General features: G+C 42.2%; 12 protein-coding genes. All 12 read right to left on the bottom strand.

All coding sequences use genetic code 11. The features are described from left to right. Positions 1–23: 23 nt before the first annotated feature. The 12 genes from CLV51_RS26650 to CLV51_RS26595 all read right to left on the bottom strand — a co-directional run bounded on the left by CLV51_RS26650 (position 24) and on the right by CLV51_RS26595 (position 20,326). Positions 24–659: a response regulator gene (locus tag CLV51_RS26650; protein WP_106531163.1), complete on the bottom strand. Its 636-nt coding sequence runs from the start codon at positions 657–659 to the stop codon at positions 24–26. Between the two features lie 150 nt (positions 660–809). Continuing rightward, complete coding sequence (locus CLV51_RS26645) at positions 810–4,154, bottom strand: sugar-binding domain-containing protein (RefSeq protein ID WP_106531162.1); 3,345 nt, start codon at positions 4,152–4,154, stop codon at positions 810–812. A 94-nt stretch (positions 4,155–4,248) separates the two neighbouring features. Beyond that, entirely contained in the window at positions 4,249–5,832 is a 1,584-nt protein-coding gene (locus CLV51_RS26640) for a RagB/SusD family nutrient uptake outer membrane protein (protein ID WP_106531237.1), read from the bottom strand. 39 nt (positions 5,833–5,871) lie between these two features. Further along, positions 5,872–9,177, bottom strand: a complete 3,306-nt coding sequence (locus CLV51_RS26635) for a SusC/RagA family TonB-linked outer membrane protein (protein ID WP_158267164.1) — start codon at positions 9,175–9,177, stop codon at positions 5,872–5,874. 366 nt (positions 9,178–9,543) lie between these two features. Beyond that, entirely contained in the window at positions 9,544–9,831 is a 288-nt protein-coding gene (locus CLV51_RS26630) for a hypothetical protein (protein ID WP_158267163.1), read from the bottom strand. 147 nt (positions 9,832–9,978) lie between these two features. Further along, a complete protein-coding gene (locus CLV51_RS26625) occupies positions 9,979–10,875 on the bottom strand; it encodes a zinc-binding metallopeptidase (protein WP_106531159.1) in 897 nt (298 codons plus the stop codon). 16 nt (positions 10,876–10,891) lie between these two features. Further along, positions 10,892–12,388, bottom strand: a complete 1,497-nt coding sequence (locus CLV51_RS26620) for a RagB/SusD family nutrient uptake outer membrane protein (RefSeq protein ID WP_106531158.1) — start codon at positions 12,386–12,388, stop codon at positions 10,892–10,894. A gap of 30 nt (positions 12,389–12,418) precedes the next feature. After that, positions 12,419–16,087: a SusC/RagA family TonB-linked outer membrane protein gene (locus tag CLV51_RS26615; RefSeq protein ID WP_106531157.1), complete on the bottom strand. Its 3,669-nt coding sequence runs from the start codon at positions 16,085–16,087 to the stop codon at positions 12,419–12,421. Positions 16,088–16,373: 286 nt separating this feature from the next. Beyond that, positions 16,374–17,399 carry a FecR family protein gene (locus CLV51_RS26610; protein ID WP_106531156.1) on the bottom strand — a complete coding sequence of 342 codons (1,026 nt, stop codon included), beginning with the start codon at positions 17,397–17,399 and terminating at the stop codon, positions 16,374–16,376. Between the two features lie 5 nt (positions 17,400–17,404). Further along, the gene (locus CLV51_RS26605) at positions 17,405–17,998 is read right to left on the bottom strand and encodes an RNA polymerase sigma factor (RefSeq protein ID WP_106531155.1); all 594 of its coding nucleotides are present in this window, start codon (positions 17,996–17,998) and stop codon (positions 17,405–17,407) included. A 205-nt stretch (positions 17,999–18,203) separates the two neighbouring features. After that, positions 18,204–19,805: a DUF6029 family protein gene (locus CLV51_RS26600; protein ID WP_106531154.1), complete on the bottom strand. Its 1,602-nt coding sequence runs from the start codon at positions 19,803–19,805 to the stop codon at positions 18,204–18,206. Further along, on the bottom strand, positions 19,802–20,326 hold the full coding sequence (locus tag CLV51_RS26595) for a TlpA family protein disulfide reductase (protein WP_211302131.1): 525 nt from the start codon (positions 20,324–20,326) through the stop codon (positions 19,802–19,804). The genes CLV51_RS26600 and CLV51_RS26595 overlap by 4 nt, the downstream gene beginning before the upstream one ends. Positions 20,327–20,348: the final 22 nt, after the last annotated feature.

The raw sequence follows: 20,348 nt of genomic DNA, 5'->3' as shown, positions 1-20,348 counted from the left end.
AAATAAATGCGGCTGTTTCCAGATTACTTTTGGGGCAGCCGCCATTTATTTACGGCTTCTGTCCTGCTATGAACCTCCAGTTTAGCGTAGATATTCTTAATATGCTTTTTTGTTGTTTCCACTGATATGCTTAATTGTGCTGCTATTTCTTTATACGTCTGACCTCCGGCCAGCAATACAATTATCTCTCTTTCTCTACTGGTTAATTGATTATTACACACATTACCAGAAAAATGGTTAAAGTGTCTGACAATTTTGCATGCAATATTCCGGCTCAGTGGGGCGCCGCCAGCCCATGCTTCTTTTATGCCTGCAATCAAGGCATCCAATCCGTCTGTTTTTATCAGATAACCTGAAGCACCCGCTCTAAGCGCTTCAAACACATGCTCATCTTCTTCAGATGTAGTCACCACCAGGAACAAGGTATGCGGACAGCTTTTTTTTAAGCGTCTGATACATTCTATCCCATCTATACCAGGCAATTTTATATCAACCAGCAGAATATCAGGTAATATTTCCGGCATTGCAAGAATGGCACTTTCCGCATCTCCCCATGAACCAACCAGGCGAAATGTAGCTGATAAATTTAAAATATTTTCCTGCGCTTGTCTGCATAAAAGATCGTCTTCTATAATTCCTACACAAATAAAGTCAGCCATTCGGTACTAAATATAAGTTTTAAATATTCTACAGGATTGTAAGCAAAAAGAAAGGCTCCGGATTAGACAATCCTAAGCGTTTATTTCTTATTAGATTTATCCAAGTTTTGGGGGAAGTATCTACACCGGATCCGGGATTAAGATTTATGCTTATTCTCCCGGAGTAAGTGCAATGTCAGTCACCATGATATTTGTGCCTGATTTTTTCTTAATATCAAGAATAAGTTTACCATCTAAACAATTTTCTCTTGTTATAGGAAAAGTAACCCATTTACCTCCGGTTTGATTTTCTACAGTTACAGGACTATGATCTTCGCAGGTAACTACACAGGCACACCCTTGTTGATTCCAATCATGCAGCTTAACCTTCAACCTCATCCGCTTTTGCGAAGCCACCATAATTTCAATGTGCAGGTTATCATTTGCATACCATGCAGCACCATTCTCATCTTTCCAAACACCGTCACATACCACTTTGTAATCATAACCACCATCCTTCACAACAGCATCCACGTCAGTGTTCCAGGCAGTATTTCCTTTTACCAGCGGATGATGGCTGCCGGCTTTTACATAAAGAAAAGCATTTTCAAATTCTGCCGGTTTTGCGATTGGCGCATAATTATCCGCAAAGGTCTGGCTCAGCCACGTTTCTGTTACTTCCTGCATTGGATTAAACCTAGCAGAACTGACATAAGAAAGTAAACTATGTTTTAGTTGCCGGGCTGCCGGTCTGTGTTCCAAATCATCCGTAAGATTAAAACCACAAACCAATAACTTTCCGTTGTCTTTTGTTTTCAGTTCAAACAGCAGCCCTAATTTATTGCCAAAATGAAAATCATTTACGGGCTGGATAATGGGTTGATAGTTCAGGGGCAATCCCTGCAGGTTAAACCCATGCCCCTGTATTTCAAAAACATCTAACCATTGCCAGTCCATCACATCATTTGTTGGAAACCTGTCCAGGGAAGGATGCTGTTGGTTGATAACGGCGCCCAAGGTTTGACAATAATCATCCGTAAACCATACGGCCGACCAAAATACAGGTTTAAAACGGCAGTACATGGTGTTGGTAATATCACCCAATTTATTAGCGAACAATAAAACGCTTTGTCGTTTTTTCAGGGCAGCAAGTGCCTCATCAATTTTTGTAGTGATGATAACGTTAGCTGGAAACCCTTTCTCCACAGGTATTTCAGGCAATACCCAAATATCCCATTCATTATGGTAGTCTGTATTTTTCAGTGACAGGGTCAAATTAAGATGTTCCCCTTTATCATTCCTGCAGGTAAGCAATGTTTCAATTTCTCCAACAGCAGTAAGTGAGCCTTGTGGTATAGTAGTAGTGGCCAATATTCCCTGCGCTACAGTTTTACCTTTTTCATCTTTAAAACGCCACATCAACTCTTTATTTACCAGATCAGCTGGTCCATAGTTGGCAATTTCTACTTCGGCATGAAATGTTTCTCCATGCTGCCATACAAATTTCGGCGTGCGGATAAGTGGTACCGTATGCCCTCCATATTGACGGTATTTTTCGGATGTGAGGAAATTTTTTTGTTTATAGCAAGCATCTACCCAACCAACATAGGCTTCACCCTGCCCCGGATAATCTACCATAGATAACATAGAGTACCCGGCAGCATCAGCACTGCGGAGATTTGCTTCAATATCTGATTTCATAAAAATGCGGTTCATCTGTCCGGACGCTTTTTGAAATATGGTATCTTGTTTATCTACCCCACTTCTGCTGGCCAGTTCACGGAAGTATGCTAAATTACACAAGCGGAAAGGTCCTTTTTTATATGACTCAATTTCACTCCACAAAGGATGCACCACCTGTTGCCCCATTTCGTGTACAAAGTCTGGTTTTGTACCTCGTTTAATAGCGGGCGCGCTGTAAGTATATCCTTCCGACGTATAATAACTTTGATAATCCCAATCATTGCTGGCCGTTGTTTTTTTATCATAAGCTTTATCTCCGTATTCTACAAAATCATCATTGGGAGTTACTTCATGTGCTGCACCTACTGCGTATAAATGCCGGGGGTCATACGCTTTTTCTTCGCCCAGCCACTTACTGCACAGTTTAAAATCCACTCCCAATTCATTGCCATACAGCACCAGCATCATGGAAGGATGGTTGCCGTATGCATCCAGTGCATTACGGAATTCACGACAGGCGAAAGCATCGAGCTCCTTATTTTTTCCTGTTCCAAAAACCGATGGATTTCCCATCCAGCTATCCTGCCAAAAAAATTCCACCTGCAGATAGAGGCCCAACTGGTCTGCTGCCTGGAAGGCTGCTTCAGGTGGGGTGCAGGAATGGAACCGCACTCCATTTAAGCCATGATCTTTATACACTTTGAAAACGCGCAACCAATAAGCGATATCCGTAGCAGGATAACCGGTTAGTGGAAAATGCATGCCTTCATGACTAAACCGGATAAAAGAAGATTTTCCGTTTACAGTGATGTGTGTTCCATTGCTTCCAATATCCCGAAATCCAACATCCGTGACTATTTTTTGGCTGGCATTCTTTTTATATATGGATACTTCTACGGTATATAAGTTCGGTGTAAACTCATCCCAGGGCAGTGGCGTTGCTGATAAGTAAATTTCCTGCTGATGAACAGATGAACCAACCCTTACTTCAATTGCTGCCTGATAATTTGCCACTACTTTACCAGATTTTTTTTCTCTGATTACAATTGAAATCGGGCAGAAAATATTTTTATGGCTATCATTTTGCAAGGTAGTTGCTACATTAATCCTGCGATCTTTAAATGATGGGAAAACGCGAATGAATACAGGAGCCACCATCTCCCTTGCAGTTAATTCCATGCGGCCTGCTACTCCATTCCAGATAGATTGCATATGATTGCAGTAACTATGTCCTGCCTTGCCAATGGAGTAAATTTCCCTGTTATCTATCCTTATGGTTAGCGTGTGTTTTCCGGGCGTTAATGCCCCGATGCTATGTATATGAGGGGTACTCAGATAATCTACTGATTTCCCTGTTTCCCTGCCATCAATAAAAATACGGCTACTCCAAAGAACGCGTTCCAGGGTTAAGGTAATATGTTTCCCTTTCCATGAGGCAGGTATTTCAATTTCGCGCTGATACCAGGCTATACCGATATATTTATGAATACGCGTAAAGCTGCCAATATCTATACTGTCCGGATAGCCTGCAGCCTTTGGCATATTAGACCACTTGTATATGGGATATTGATTTCCTATACCAATTTCATCTGTACTGCCGGGCAACATGATACTGCCTGTTAATGTTTTATTTGCCCAATTTTGGGCAAGTCCTTCCTCTTCAGGATCAGCCTGAAATGCCCATTTACCTGCTAAAGAAAGGGTATCTGCTGCTTTTAAGCCTGATGTCCCGAAAAATATCCAGCATAAAAATGCAGTGCGTAATAACAAAGCAAAAGATTGTTTGGTGAGATATTGTTTTGATGTTTTCACACTTATTGAAGATGGCGACATTAAGTTGGTGTTTTTTAATAAAGCTGAGAAAAAGAGGGAAGTAGAAACTTCCCTCTCTGATCTTAGAACCAGTTTAACTATAGGACATGAAAAATTAATAATTTGGATTTTGTTTCAGGTTTTTATCCAGGTCTATTTCTTTTTGAGGAACAGGCCATAAATAATTTTTGTTGATATCAAAAACCCTGTCTTCTACTTTAATTCTTTCCGGTGTGAGTGCAAGCGCACCATTATTTGGGTTAACAGTGCCCAAACGTGCGCCCATTAATGGCCCTGGCATTACCTGTGGACCAATCTTCCAGCGTTGTACATCAAACCAGCGTAATCCTTCCAGTCCGAGTTCCACCCGTCTTTCTCTACGGATCAATTCTCTCAGTTTGGTTTGGTTATTATATACCGCCTGGTTAGTGGCCGGCATACCAGCCCGGGTCCTCACTGCATCGATTGCGTTATACACGGAACCATCAATACTACCTTTCTCTATTTTGGCTTCTGCATAAGTCAACAATACTTCTGCATAACGTATTACCATAATATTCAGGCCCGTGTTCCATATATCGGCGTAGTCTGACACAAATGGTGCGAATTTTTTTACCAGGTAACCGGTTTTTGAATTACCGTAAGGCGAATAAAAATCAGGTGCACCTGTTTGAATAGGATTATAATAGCTGCCTTCATATTTAGCGCCCGGCACAAGAATAGAGGCAGACAGTCTTGGGTCCCTGTTTTTATACGGATCATTAGGATTATAACCGGATGTTGGATCGTCAATAGTTTTTCCGTTAGTCATTTCATAGGCATCTACTAAATTCTGGTTAGGATTAAGGGAGCACCATCCTCCTAAAGAAGCAGGTAACATAATGCCCACAATATCAAATGGATTATCGTCTTTTTTGTATTGCACATCCAGTATCACTTCAATATTATTATTATTCTGGATCCGGAATAGATCCTGGTAGCTGTTCGTGCTTCTGAAGAGATCATAGCCCAGTTTCATCACCAGCTGGCAATCGGCAATAGCCGCATCATACATGCCCTGATACAATTCTATTCTTGCTTTCAGCGCCAATGCTGCCCCCTGGGTAATACGGCCTTTATCAGACCCCGAATAACTTACAGGCAGGTCCGGTGCAATGGCTGTTAACTCATCTAAGATAAATTTCACCACGTCTGCTCCTGCTGTTCTGGATTGTGTGTTAGCCTCCTGTATGGTTAATGTTTTTGTAACCAATGGTACATCTCCATACAAACGGTTCATAATAAAATACTGGTACGCCCTGATAAATCTTGTTTCTGCTTTCAGACGTTTTCGTAAGTCCTCATCCATTTTAGGTTTACCAATATTTTCCAATACCTCGTTACATTTACGGACAGTTGTAAAATCCCAGCGAACTGCAATATTCCCATTGGTAGGTGTAGCATATCCGCTCCCTAAATCCGTATATCCTTCCCATGGAAACGGGTTATAAGAATTGTCAGCTGCGCAATCCAGGTAAATAATATTGTAACCGGTTTCCCATCCTTTATAGCAGCCATTTACAGCCGCAATAGCATCCTTATCCGAATTCCAGAATGTTGCGTCGCTCAGCGCATCCAGCGGGGCTCTCTGCAGAAAATCTTTTTTGCAGGAAGATAATGCTGCTGCAACAATTATGATATAGCAAAAGTATTTTTTCATAATAAACATTTTGATAGTCAAACTTGCTTGTAACCATTTTTAAAATGTTACAGACAGACCCAGTGTGTGTGTTAATACCTGCGGATAATAATCTCCTCTGCCTACCGGGGCTTCAGGATCAAAACCTTTTGCAAATTTTGTAAGCGTAAGTATATTCTGACCGCTGTAATAAACCCTTGCTTTTTTTATGCCCGCCTTTTCAATGTTCTTTGTAGAAAAATTATATCCCAATTGCAGGTTTTTTAAACGCAGGTACGAGGCATCTTTTACCCATGCTGATGAAGGAGTGCCCAAACCTTCATTCTGCCGGCTGGTGGCCAGTGCGCGGGGAATGGTAGCGGAAGGATTATCAGGTGTCCAGCGTTGCCAGTATAAACTGGTAGGTTTGCCTACTACATCTCCCAGTCCGCCTAATTCAGCACCGCCTATATAACCTTTTACGCCTGCAGCGCCCTGAAAGAAAACCACGAGGTCGAGTTGTTTCCAGCCAACATTAAAATTAGCACCATAGGTCACTTTGGGAAAAGGGCTTCCAAGATAAACCCTGTCAGATCCATCAATTTTACCATCGCCGTTCACATCTTTATACATGAAATCACCCGGTCCTATTTTTCCGCCTGTTTGTTTAGCATGTTTGGTTACTTCGTCCTGTGTTTTAAAAATACCTTCTACTATATAGCCATAGAAGGAATTAACAGGATAACCTTCCTGTAAGAAAGTAGGAGATGTTATGATGGGCCCTGTACCTTTCAGATCAGTGACGGTGTTTTTGATGAAAGAAGCATTTAAGGAAGCCCCATAAGTAAAATCACCTTTGGTATCGTTATATCCTGTAATAAATTCAAACCCTGTGTTCTTCACTTTACCACCATTCTGTTGTGGCGCAGTTAATCCGAAAGGTGCTCCCACAGGAAGTCCCAGCAGAATATCGGATGTATTCCGGACAAAATAATCAGCACTGAAGGTTAATTTATTTTTCAGCAATACAGCGTCTATACCTACTCCATAACTTTCTGTAGTTTCCCATTTTATAGCTTCATTAGGCCCGGCAATATTTGCTACACCGCCAGCGATCGTATTATTTAAAGAGTAGTTCTGACCAGCTTCCAGCGTAGAAATAGCGGGATAATACAGCGAATAATAACTATTTGTACTTGAGCTTAACACCTGGTTACCCAATTTGCCCCAGGAAGTTCTTATTTTTAAACTCTGTACTGCTTTCTTTATATTTTGAAAAAAATCTTCTTCAGATATTTTCCATCCTGCTGAAAGGGAGGGGAAACTACCCCATTGATTTGCTTTTGCAAACCGGGAAGAACCATCCAAACGAATATTTCCTTCTAACAAATACTTCCCTTTGTAATCATAATTAATCCTTCCAAAATAAGACTGCAAGGCAATTTCATAAGCTTGTCCATCGGTGGTTTGCCCGTCTGACGAACCTGCATGCAGCTGATTCAGATTATTATTTAAAAAATTCTTTCTGTATCCTTTCAACAGACTGAAATTGGTATACTCCTGCGAGTAGCCGCCCAGCACATGAAGGTGATGATCCTTCAGGGATTTTTCGTATTCTAAAACAGCCTGGAGTGTAACTATATTTGTTTTATCATCTTCCTCCGTCAATGAATTAGGCCCCTGATAAATGGTTTTCGCGCCAGTTTTCCAGTTATAGTATTGTATGTCTTTTATAAATTCATTCCTTTGACTTGACAATACGGTATAGCCCAAAGTAGGTTTAAAAGAAAGGCCTTTAACTATATTAATATCCAGGCCTGTATTACCTACAAAATTCTGGGATTGTATTTTATTCAGCTGATTTGACTCCAGCCATGCCATGGGATTCCCGTTGGGATAAGCGCCATACACACCATTTGAATATTTATACTGGAACATAGGCGTTACACGCGACATTTCCCTGAAATACTGGGTAAATCCACCTGTATAAGGATTCGTAGGCTCCTTAAAATCTCCTATAGTATAAGCAATATTGGAATGAAAAACACCCCAGTCTGACAATTTCGTATTCAGGTTAAACCTTGCGGTATAACGTTTGTTATCGGTATTTTGTATAATACCCGATTGATCTATATAGCCCAAAGATGCCAGGTATTGGGTATTATCAGTTCCTCCGCTGAAATTCACGTAGTGGTTTTGCTGTATACCGCTCCCTTGAAAAAACAATTTCTCCCAATCTACATTGGGATAATTATCCGGATCGGAGCCATCTTTAAATTTTTGTATTTCTGCGGCAGTATATCTTGGCGCTTTACCTTCGTTAGCCAGCCCCTCATTCAATAAGGTAGCAGCCTGCCAGGAGGGTAAATACTTAGGAAGATTAGTTGGCGTTTGTTTGCCCACATAAGCGTTGTAGGTAATTTGTGTACCCCCTCTTCTGCCTTTTTTAGTAGTGATCAATACAACGCCATTGGCTGCCCTTGAACCATATATAGCTGCCGACGCTGCATCTTTCAATACGGATACAGATTCAACATCATCCGGATTCACATCATTCATGGAGGCAGCCAGTCCATCTACAATTACAAGCGGATTATTGTTATTTAATGTACCTACACCACGTACACGGATAGTACCATTATCCCTGCCTGGCTGGCCGCTACCTTGTGTAATGGTAACCCCTGGCATGGTTCCCTGCAGCGCCGCAGAAACGCTGGTTACAGGCCTGTCTTTGAATCTTTCTGCTGTTACAACAGCTACTGCACCGGTAAGATCTGTTTTCTTTTGTGTGCCGTATGCCACCACTACTGTTTCCGTAAGGCTATTGATGGAAGGAGAAAGGGAGATCGTCAACAGGGCAACAGGACCATTTACGGTTATCTTTTTTTCATACTTACTATAACCGATGATGGTCACCTCCAGTGTATAAGTGCCGGGAGGAACATTTTCCAATGAAAACTCACCTTGTGCGTTGGTGGCAATTCCTTTCCGGAAATCGCTGCCTTTAATAAGTACCGAAGCTCCTGCAATAGCGTTGCCCTTTTCATCTCTGACTATACCCCGGATAATTGCTGCCGGAGATGGGGAGATAGATGGCTCTTTCGGACTATGATCAACGGTTTCATCTTTTATGATGATTACTTTGTTCCGTATAGCATAAGTAAGTCCTGTATGTTTCAGATAGTGGTCGAGTGCTACTGTTAAGGGCACTTCTGTTTCATAAATCGAAACCGGCTTCATCTTATCCAATAAGGAATTATCACATACTATTGCAAAACTGGTTTGCTGTTCAATGAGGGTGAAAATTTGTTTGAATGTGAGATCTTTACCCGAAATGGTTACACTTTGTTGTGAAAACGTTTTCGCATTCAGGATAAATGTTCCCATAAACACAAAAATGGTTGTCAATTTTATAACCCTCCGCAATTTCACCGGCAAAAGCCTTTCTAAAAGGCAAACTTTGCCCTGTACGATTAGATGCATACCTTAATTAGGTTTTGGATTTGATTGATGTGTAGATGTCTTTTTTAGTGAGAGCGTCTTTTATCGGCAAACCAAACATTCGCCGGCAGTGGTTCCAAGCACTTCCGGTTTTTTATGGCCTCCCGATGATCTGTTAGCTTATCATCGTTTTTCATTGTTTAAAAGTGGATAAATAAAAATGGTTCATTGTTCTACGGCGCCGCTGAAACCGGGCCTTTGGCATATAAGTCTATATTCATTTTGTTCACTCCTGAAAGTTCAACTGTCCTTTTATTCTTTCTTATAAACGCCGGCAGGAAATGTATAAAAGTGTACAGTAACATTTGCCTGCGTATCCTGGTTGATTTTTTCTCCTTTTCCCGGTGCATTATTTCCCGGAACAATGCGGACAATCTTTGCCGGGTGATGACTGGTACCTGTGAAATGTTTCCAGCTTCCCGTAGCAAGGGCCAGCAATAAAACGGGTGCCGTAATGGTATGAAGCCGGAGGAAAATATCTTTCACAGCTACATCTGCAACCGGTTGCACCTGACATCTATTTACAATCTCTTTCCTCATCTGTGGCTTTCTACGTGGTGTCCAATAGAAAATGTTCTTCCGTCATTTAAAGCACCTTTCAATATTAAAGACGATCCTCAAATCAAAAAGGGTCAATTGACAACAGAGAAAAATTAAAAAAGAATATAACGCTGATAAACAGGCGCTTTAATCCTGTTTATCAGCAATAGCCCGGATATCTATTTTATATTGTTCTTTAAAAAAACCGATAAGGATATTGTATTTCTTTCTTATAAGCCCGTTAGTATCTGTAGTTGTTGATAAAAGTGTGGCAGACAGTTTCCATTCCGGTGTACTGATGATCGTTTCCAGGTAAACGGCAAAATCATCATACTTACCAGGGACCACCAGCTGATTATTATTATCAGTTGCAAGTGCAAGAAATCCGTATTGATACTTATCTGTATCTGTTAATCCTTTTTTATCATAAGGGCTCACTTCAAAAAATGCAGCAGGGGGAATCAGTTTGGCTGGCGTAAAATCAGAGCTGCCGAAAAAAAGTGATTTCAGGAAAATAATGTTAAGATATGTTTTTAGTGTTTGGCGCTGTTGGCCGGACATTTTATTGAAATTACTGTCAACATTTGGAATGATGATATAATCAAGGCCCGCCATAGGACGGGTAACAGGTATATTAGTAGTGTCGAACCCGTTGTTTGATTCCATCATCAATCCTGCCAGCAGTATTTTGAACGGCAGATATTTTTTGAGAAAATCATCTGTATAAAAACTGAACCAATAGTTTTTCAGGAAATTTATAGCGGCAGGCATAGATGTGGTATCAGCTGTTTTACACAGTACGGCTTGCGGATAGAAACCGGTTATGCCGTATTTGAATTCTTTTTCTGTGAACCGGTACAGCACATAAGTATCATATTTTTTATACCAGTCCAGTATCTGTTGATCAAAAGCTGCATTGCCCTGTGGCAGCTGATAATAGGTGCCCGGTTTTTTTGAGGGGGTGCTGTTGTCGTCATTTTTTTTACAGGCAGGCAACAGGCAAACAAATACAGCACAGCTGCACAGCATTTTCAATAAACGCATTATGATAGTTTTTACATCAGGGATTGGGCTCCAGCAACGGGTTATTCACCAATGCCATATCCGGTATCGGGAGCACATAGCTATTGCTTTTTTCGGGCAACTGGTAAGCGACAGGTTTTTTGTTTTCATCCGTGTAATAAAAATGTGTGATGGCAGGCATACCTAAACGACGAAGATCAAACCAGCGTTGTTCCTCAAAACATAGCTCACGTCTGCGCTCTCCCAGGCATAACTGCAACAACTGCTGCGGATTATTGTAATATCCGGCAGCTGTTTCAGGAACAAAAGTTTTGCTTGAAAACCGGTACTGCCGGAGGTGATTGAGATCAGCCACCGCTTTTTGCAGCAACGCCCCGTCTCCCTGCTGTATATATTTTCTGATACATGCTTCTGCCCTGTTGAGATAAGCTTCCGGTAAGCGAAAAGATTTACCCAGGTGTGCTTTATAATTTACCTTTGAAAACTCGCCGGTCGTTTTCCAGGCATTCAAATAAACATCCGCACGAAGGTCTCCTTTTTCGTAAGATGCATTCAACGCATCAGAGGCACAGTAGCGGGGAGTAGCATTGAACCTGCTCAATCCAAGCAAACTATATTCATCTACACAACCATATAGAAAAAGTATTTCCTTATTGAACGGATTGATATAACATTCCTGGGATTTATCTGCCGTGTCTCTATTCGATATGGAAGCCCAAAACCGCATGTTTTCCAGCTGAAACCGTGCGGCCAGCAGTTTGTCGTTGTACATCATCACGTTATCCCAGTTTTCCATATACAGAAATATACGGCTGGCCAGCAACCAGGCTGCATATTTGTTCATGCTGAAAACATTCGGCTCCCTGTCTGATTTTTCCAGCAGTAAACATCCCCTTGTAATATCACTCACCACCTGGTTGTATACCTGTAATACTGTATTCCGGTGTAAACAGGCATCTGCTACTTTGCCTGACAATACCAGTGGCACACCCAATGCTTTATCCGGCGTATGTAGAGAATCGTTAAACGGCCATCCGTAGAGGTTAATCAGCATGAAATAATAATAAGCCCTTAAGGCTATTGCCTCTCCTTCCAGCTGGTCTTTTTCAGCCTGCCTGCCTTTTACCAGTTGCACGTTATCCAGTATTACATTACACCCTTTGATCCGTTGATAATATTTGCCGTAGGTATCCGGATCATTATCCCCGTTCAGCTGCATTTCGCTATACATTTTTTTGCTCCAGGTAAAGGCGGGTTTCCCCTGTCTCCAGTTGCTGGCGCCTTCATCACGGCCAATGCATTTGATATCATCGTCCAACAGGCTGGCATAAGGATGAAACGACCGGTTAGGTACCGGATACCCTTCATACATCAATATTTTCTGAAGGTCTGCCACAGTAGAAGGCTTAAACTCATCCGGTGATGGCTGCTCCAGGAATTTGGTGCAACTGCTGAGAAAAAGCATCACCATAAACATTATACAGCTGGCATACCTTCCATATTTTTTTCTATGTTTCTTTATATATCTTTTCATATTTCAGAAATATAGTAGTATTCATCTGTCTTATAACCGCAGGTTAATACTCAGCACATAACTCCGGTAACGAGGCAGCGTGGCCGTGTTTTCTGTTGCTGACATACTTTGTATCTCAGGGTCTTGTCCTTTCAACCTTTTATCACATATCACGAAGGCATTATTAACGCTTATCGAAATATCGGCGCTGGTGACTCCTCTCCCCCATTTTGTATTTTTATTCACCAGCTGATATCCTATTGTGATATAGTTACAACGCAAATTGCCGGCATTAACTGATATGAGATCACTATAATTATACAGATCATAGCGATATAATGTATTACCATCTTTACTCAGGGTGAGATCACCAAAATATTTACCGATGGAATAGGCAACAGGATAATACTGGAAGGAGTAAATGGAAGGAATGTTGGTCAGTTTTTCATCACCGGGTTGCTGCCATCGCGCAGTCAGTTCTTTACCTGCATTTTTATCAGGAGCAGGCGGCCGGTAATAACCTCCCGAACCCGCCTGCATCAACGGATTGAGGCGCACGTTATATCCCAGCTGCACGTTAAAGCTGGTAGCCAGTGAAAAACGTCCGTAATACAATGTTGAATGAAGTCCACCTGAAAAAACGGGTTCGCTGCTGCCGCTATACACCAGGTAGTCGGTGGGGCTACCGTGCAGCAAGCGTTCCCGATCTTTATCTATGTCCAGGTATCTGAATAAAGGTTGACCATCTTTAGGAGAAAGGCCCGCATAAGGGAAAGACCACAGGCTGCCCACCGGCTTTCCGTTAACAATAGCGTTGCCTTTTACAAGTGATACCAGCCTTGCATTGGTGCGTGCATCAAAAACCTGGTTGTTGTTCCTCCCTGCAATTACCTGCAGCTCCCAACCCAGCTTTTTCCCGTTAGTAGCTGTCCAGCCCAAGGCTAACTCCCACCCTTTGTTATGTATTTCTCCGCCGTTTATAAACGAATCAGCAACACCATATTCCTCCGGCACGCGCTGTTTCACGATCACATCTGAAGATACTTTGTAATAATAATCCCATACTATCCTGAGCCGGTTGCTGAAGAATGCCACGTCTATGCCGGTATTTACACTACGCGTTCTTTCCCATCGAAGATCGGTATAGGGTAAATTTTTGATGCCCAGATAATGCTGGCCGGTATACGGATCAAAAGACGGGTTCACATTGGTAGCCAGCAAATAGGGGGAAATCGATTCTACCGTATTACCCTGATAGCCGAAAGAAGCCCGCAGTGCCAGGTTATCGAGCCATTGTGTTTTATCGAGCCATTTTTCCTGCTTCATATTCCAACGAACCCCTGCAGACCATACCGGGTTAAAACGATGATGAGAGCCTGCTGCAAAACGATTGGAGGCATCGGTGCGCGCATTAAAACTGACAATATATTTTTGCCGGTAAGCATAAGAAGTGCTCCCATAAAAAGACAAAAAATTAAATATAGAATTGATAGCAATGGGGCTGCTGCTGGTATCATTGCCTGGGTTAGCAGCACTCAGTGATTGTCCTTCGTATATATTCCTGCGCACTTCCATACCGGCCATAGCGTTGATATCATGTTGCAGCCGTTTACCGGCTGCATGGTAAAAATGCAGCGTATTACGCCAGGTAACACTTTTTTTATCAATGGCGTCTGTATTGCATATATTAATATCGGCGATACCGGCACCGCTGCCATATACATCCTCATAGTTCGCTTTGCGTAAAAGAGCCGCCGCAAATGAGCGTTCATCTGCCCAGCGCCTGTTGTTGGTGGCATCATACCCAAACGCATATACGGATTCCCAGCGGAATTTTTGTGCGAACCTGACATTAAGGTTAACAGCCGCATTGATGGATTTGCTGGTGCTGGTATTACCGGAATGAGCCAGCTCATTCAAAAAATTAAACCGCAGCAGCGGTTTGTTATATAAGAAATCAGCAGGTATATAGGTTTCCCCTAAACTGGCGTAATAACGTTCATCTGCTTTAAGCACCCGGTTTGTGTTTAAGGCATATTCAAACGGGTTCAGGCCATCAAAAAAGCCTTTGGTGCGATAGGTAGTACTGCTGAAATTAATACCTGCGTCAACGAACTTCAGTAGTTTAATATCTGCTTTGAAGAGGGTACTTAGTCTGTTCATTTCATTGCCGATAGCATTGCCATTTTCGTTTGTGCGGCCCAGTGAGCCAAAATAACTTATCCGTTTGTTTCCACCACTCATACTTGCGTAGGAGTTAAAGGAAACAGCATTCCTGAACAATACATTGAACCAGTTTGTATTATTCCGTTCCAGTTGTGCTACTTCGCTGTTGAAGTCCTCCTGGCGGATCTCCTTGTTCAGCAGGCGAAAGAGCGCCCCTTCGTAACCTATACGCGGCAGCACATCATCCGGGTAGATGATGCCTTTGTCAAAAATTTCTCTGGACAGGGCTATTCTCTCCGGAGCATCCATCCGGTTCATATTTTTATAACCCGGTTTATCCGTTACCGTTATATCTGTACGGATATTGAATTGCGGAGGCCCGGTCCTTCCTTTTTTTGTAGTGATAACAATCACACCGTTTGCGGCCCTGGAGCCATAAATAGCTGTAGCCGACGCGTCTTTAAGTACCGTTATCTCTGCTATGTCATCCGGGTTGAGGCCAGTGATACCATTGCCAAATATGCTAAGCCCTGCCTGTACTGCAGCCCTGTCTGTAACGTTCATGAGTTCCACCTGGTTCTCCGTTTTATACGGGTAGGGAGATTCCCGTACAATACCATCTACCACCCATATAGGTTCCCGGTTGCCCAGCACGGTAGAAGTACCGCGGATACGTATTTTAGGAGCAGCACCTACGCCGCCTGACGGTGTTATTACGCTTGCGCCGGGGATACGTCCCTGCAGGACCTGGTCTATCCTGTTAATGCCCGGTATGCGCAGCGCTTCCATTTTTGTTTTAAAAACGGCGCCTGTCATCTCCCATCCCTTTACCTGCTGGTAACCGGTGACAATAACTTCATTCACCGCCTGTGAATATTTCTTCAATCGTACCGGCAGCACTGTATCTGCTTTTATGAGTACCCTGCTGCATTCAAAGCCCAGACAGGAAAACAGCAATGTTATGCCAGGCAGTGTTTCCAGTTTATATACACCATTTTCATCTGTCAGCGCACCTTTACCGCTGTTAACATCCACTACGCTAACACGGCACACCGGTTTACCATCTTCGCCGGTGACGGTACCGGATACCCACACAGGCATAAACGTAACGCCGGTATTATGTTTGTTTTTATCGTCACTATCAACCGCCGGCCTGATAATAATAATATTTTTATCTACCAGGTATTCCCACCTGTATTTTTGTAATACCCTATCCAGTACCATTGTTAACGGTACCTGTTTCAGGTGGAGACTGATAGGGCCAGGCAGCTTGTCCGGGCTGCTATTATAAAAGAACTGGAATGCCACTTGTTTTCTCAATACCTGTATCAGCTCATCAAAGGAAACATTTTTCACGGCTACTGTTACCAAAGGAAAGTGCCTTGCAGGATGATCCTGCGAGCATGCGGGGTGGCTGTGCGATAAACACAGGTACAGCACAACCACTGCCCGTAGCAGTAACCTGCCCGGTAATTGGATATGCAGCTTTTTCTGACCTAAGGTGTAAGTTGCCGCAGTACCGAAATTTTTTTTGTATGATGGGTCAACGGTCAAGATTTCGATTTTCTCTGGTTTATTTCAAAGGAAATACGCTAATGGTTATATTAATAAGTAAACATTTGGAATAACATTCAAGGCTGGTTGTTACCTGTAAATGTTATACCAGTAAAACGCAAGGGGCGCAATATTTATGCAGGCTGCTGAATTGCGTGTTATAACTGCTTCCTGTATGGAGTTGGCAATACTTCTAAGTTATAAACGATTATGTATTTATCCAAATCAGGAATTACCCAATACTTACATGATCTTAACCGATGTTACAGACTGGCCGAGGGAAAGATTAAGGTTTGCTCTCCAGTATGAGCGTATTACCATCTTTTGTAACACGGATATTAAGTGCTTTTGATAATAAAGTATCCAGTGAAGCGATATCGGGGGCATCTATTTCAGCGGTAATTTTATAGGAAGCCAGTTCCTGATCTTTGAAAACTACTTTGCAGCCGTAAAAGTCTTCTATGATCTGCGCGACTTCTTTTAAGGGAGTATTCGTAAAAATGAAACGTTGCTGTTTCCAGGAAGTAAACAACAGGGTATCTACCGGTTGCTGCAACAATGATTTTTTTGTTTCGTTATATTCCAGCATTTCACCGGGTAGCAGTTGCCTGGCGGTTTCCCTGTTGTTTTTAAACTGAATAGTAACCCTGCCATGGTTCAGCACTACGCGGGTTAGCTGCCTGCGGGCATATACGTTAAATGCGGTGCCGGTAACCAAAACATCCAGGTCAGTGCTATGCACTATAAAGGGTTGTGATTTACCTTCGCCATCTGTAAATGGTTTTACTGAGAAGAAAGCTTCTCCCTCTATCCATAGTTCTCTTTTGTTATTGGTGTTAAAATCTTTGGCATATTTTAACCGGGAATTAGCGTTGAGGATTACTTCGGAATGATCCGGCAATAATATGCGGGATATTTCGCTGCCGGCAGTATCCTTATATATGAATTGTGTTTTTCTCCATTGCCAGAAACCCAGCACGATGAGCAATAATATACTGGCTGCTGCCAGCATTTTTTTGTAATGCCAGTTGATATGGCGGATGTTATGTTCGGGTGTATGTACATCTATATATTCCCAGATGCGCCTGGTACGGCTTTCATCAGGCGTACGGGTTTTGAACCGCATGCTGCTGAGCAGATCAAATGCCTCCTGTATTACTTTTTTCTTTTCGGGATGCAGTTCCTGCAGTTGCTGCCAGAACATAGCCGTTTCCGGATGATTGTACTTCACCCATTCCTGGAAATACTCATCCGCCAGGAAATCATTTGCATCATACGTTAAATATCCATCGACTGTTGGATGTTGCTTCATACACGTTAATTCAGGAAAAACAAGCGAAAGAAAAGGTAGGTAATCACGGTAATAAGTGTTTCGCGGAGATAACTTAATGCCCTGAAAACATTTTTATAACAAGCCTTTACAGTGGTCCCCATAATCTGTGCAATCTCTTCATAAGATGCATTTTCATAGAAACGCAGATAAATGGCCTCTTTCTGGCGGTGAGGAAGCTGCTGCAGCGCATTTTCCAAACGCTTATCCCTGATGAGTTGCTGTTCTGCATTGATGTGATTTGTTTCTGCAGAAAGCTCTACATCCAAAAAGATATATTCCGATTCATACTTTGACGTTTTCTGCAACTTTGAAAGCTTTCTAAAAAGCAGGTTACGGAATGCCTTGAATAAATAATTTCTGACAGAAGCGGGCATGGACAACCTCTTCCTGGTGGTCCACAAACGGATAAAGAGATCTTGTATGGTATCCTCAATAATATCTTCATCCTGTGTAAACTTTAAACCATAGTTGTATAGGCTTCCAATGAACGTATTGAAGAAATATGCTAAAGCATCTTTATCGCCCGTTTGAAAAGCAAGCCAACGCTCCTGATCTTCGTTGATTCCATTGTTCTCCATTAATTAAAAGTGATTCTTCTCTAATATACAATCATAATAATTAATAATAAATTAAAAAAGATATACATGGCAAGTATAAATATAAAGTAGTAATCGCGGGATAATACCCGCGATTTTTCTCATAATGTAAACAACAACTTTAATCCTGGTTGGTTAATACGATTAATGGAAATAATTAACAACACCTTGGCAGGAGCATTGCCATTTAGAAATTGTAAGTGAATGATAAACTTGCACCACTGTACGCCGGCACCATTCTGCAAATACCGCCCACGCACAATAATCCTGCACGTTGCCTGCCATAGCTCAGCGACACGCGTGCCGCTTTATAATTATAGGCGCCGCCCACACTGAAATAGTGGATCTTCTTTGATTGGTAATTGAGCATATCACCAGCAAAGCATGACCAGCCAGGTGCATAACTGTATTCCAGCAAAGCAGCTGCCCAGTTTTTTTCATCATCCACTGTCCATAAATGCTGCAATTCTACGCGCAATGCATTTTTCCTGTCAAAGTTCAGCAACACATCTGCAATAGCCATATTAGCGTTCACCATTCCATATCCGGGCCCCTGTATATAACCCTGATTGTAATTAAGGTTCATGTAAGAAAAGATTGTTTTTATCTGCGGTGACCATCTTCTTTCCATGCTGATATTTACATCATTGTATAATGCTGTTGGTCCGAACCTCCAGAATGCAGACCTGAATCCTTCTTTTGATTTTAATCTGACCGTATCCAAATTACGATACAGGGAAGCAGTCAGCGAAAGCTTGGTACCATAGCGGCCTCCTAATGTACTTCCTCTTTTGAAGTGATAATATATATCTGCCTTCCCCCCTATTTCGCCCATTGACTGCGCTGCATAAGGATACAGATTAGGTAAAGAATAGGTATACAACTTTGTTAGTGCGGGCAGGTAATTCACCACTGCAATGTTATCCTTTTGGGTCCTGTCTGTCCTGAAATCCATGCTCTCCATCCTGCGGAAAGCAATATCCATGCTCAGGCCCTTATTGGTGGTGATGGTCTGATTAATGTATAACACCGATCCTTTTTTAAAGATATTCTTGTTGAGGTCCGTCGGATCAGCGCTTTTGCTTACATATTCCATATTCAGATCGTAATGTGCATGCGTTAATCCAAACCTGGCTGAATACGCATTTACTTCCGGAGGAAAAACATCATCAGGCCCGGTATATTTCTGATAACGATTCACTACACTACCACCTATTGTAAGACCCCAGTTATGTTTTATTTTCAACAGATCAAGCGGGTCCAGCTCCAGGTCTGCACCACGCACGATACCTTCCCCGTTATCCATCAGTACGCGCTGTAAACCATAGGATGCTTTGAAGCGGATACTTTTTAAGGGAGTGAAGCGCACATTTACACCGTCCATCATATTATCTATTCCGAGCTGCCGTTCTTCATAAGAACGGAAGATGAGTCCATTACCATATTGCTCATAAAAATTACCGGCAGTAATATCTATTTTATCTGTCCGGTACCCGGCAAATCGGTGCGTAAGCTTCGTCCCTTTGAGTCCTTCCGGGTATCCCATCAGCGCCGATAAATAGGATTCCAGCTGAATACCGGCATAAAAATTTTTCAGTGTATAATTAAGTGTAAAGTAGCTGTTGGTCGCTATTTTATCACGGGGTGCTTTTGCCTGGGTTGCTTTATCATCAACATAATATTGATTGTTTGATTCCAGCCCGCCACTTAATTTTCCGGGTATTTCCTGTGCCAATGAAATATGACTGATCCCTGTTATTGTGATGACGATAAATATCATTTTCTTCATAATCCCGATATTTTTTTTACTGCTTCCAGTAAATGATATTCATCTCCGGGATTATAACCGGCATGCCTTTCCACTACTGCCCCATCGCCATTGAGTATAACGGTGTACGGCACATTGGCGATGCCCAGTGCCCGGTACAGCTCTTTATTATAATCATTATACACTTCGTATTGCCATCCACGTGAGGACACCAGTGATTTTATGCCGGCACTGGTCCTTGCATCATCAATGGAGATAGCGATCAGCTTTACTCCAGTCGTTTTCTTCCAGTTATCATAGTCATCGGCAATAGATTCCAGCTCGGAGATACATGGCTTGCACCAGGTGGCCCAGAAACTGATGATCACCGGTTTGCCGTTATTGGAAAAAGTGCTGACGTTCACCAGTTTTCCTTCCAGATCTTTTACCTGTACATTGGGCAGCTTTTGCTGACTTTTATTTTCCTGTGCAACAGCAGTTGATAAACTGAAGCAGATAAGTGCTGCAGCCATCCTATAAATCAATGCCGGTTTCTTTTTCATTTTATTTGTTTTAATACAATAA

This window comes from Chitinophaga niastensis (assembly GCF_003014755.1).
Taxonomy (GTDB): Bacteria; Bacteroidota; Bacteroidia; order Chitinophagales; family Chitinophagaceae; genus Chitinophaga; species Chitinophaga niastensis.
Note: the sequence above shows the minus strand (reverse complement) of the source record. Positions and strands in the feature narration are given on the sequence as shown.

What these genes read in the sequence shown, in the direction of transcription:
- CLV51_RS26650 (WP_106531163.1), bottom strand. Translation starts at nt 659, where the DNA reads ATGGCTGACTTTATTTGTGTAGGAATTATAGAAGACGATCTTTTATGC.
- CLV51_RS26645 (WP_106531162.1), bottom strand. Translation starts at nt 4,154, where the DNA reads ATGTCGCCATCTTCAATAAGTGTGAAAACATCAAAACAATATCTCACC.
- CLV51_RS26640 (WP_106531237.1), bottom strand. Translation starts at nt 5,832, where the DNA reads ATGAAAAAATACTTTTGCTATATCATAATTGTTGCAGCAGCATTATCT.
- CLV51_RS26635 (WP_158267164.1), bottom strand. Translation starts at nt 9,177, where the DNA reads ATGGGAACATTTATCCTGAATGCGAAAACGTTTTCACAACAAAGTGTA.
- CLV51_RS26630 (WP_158267163.1), bottom strand. Translation starts at nt 9,831, where the DNA reads ATGAGGAAAGAGATTGTAAATAGATGTCAGGTGCAACCGGTTGCAGAT.
- CLV51_RS26625 (WP_106531159.1), bottom strand. Translation starts at nt 10,875, where the DNA reads ATGCGTTTATTGAAAATGCTGTGCAGCTGTGCTGTATTTGTTTGCCTG.
- CLV51_RS26620 (WP_106531158.1), bottom strand. Translation starts at nt 12,388, where the DNA reads ATGAAAAGATATATAAAGAAACATAGAAAAAAATATGGAAGGTATGCC.
- CLV51_RS26610 (WP_106531156.1), bottom strand. Translation starts at nt 17,399, where the DNA reads ATGAAGCAACATCCAACAGTCGATGGATATTTAACGTATGATGCAAAT.
- CLV51_RS26605 (WP_106531155.1), bottom strand. Translation starts at nt 17,998, where the DNA reads ATGGAGAACAATGGAATCAACGAAGATCAGGAGCGTTGGCTTGCTTTT.
- CLV51_RS26600 (WP_106531154.1), bottom strand. Translation starts at nt 19,805, where the DNA reads ATGAAGAAAATGATATTTATCGTCATCACAATAACAGGGATCAGTCAT.
- CLV51_RS26595 (WP_211302131.1), bottom strand. Translation starts at nt 20,326, where the DNA reads ATGAAAAAGAAACCGGCATTGATTTATAGGATGGCTGCAGCACTTATC.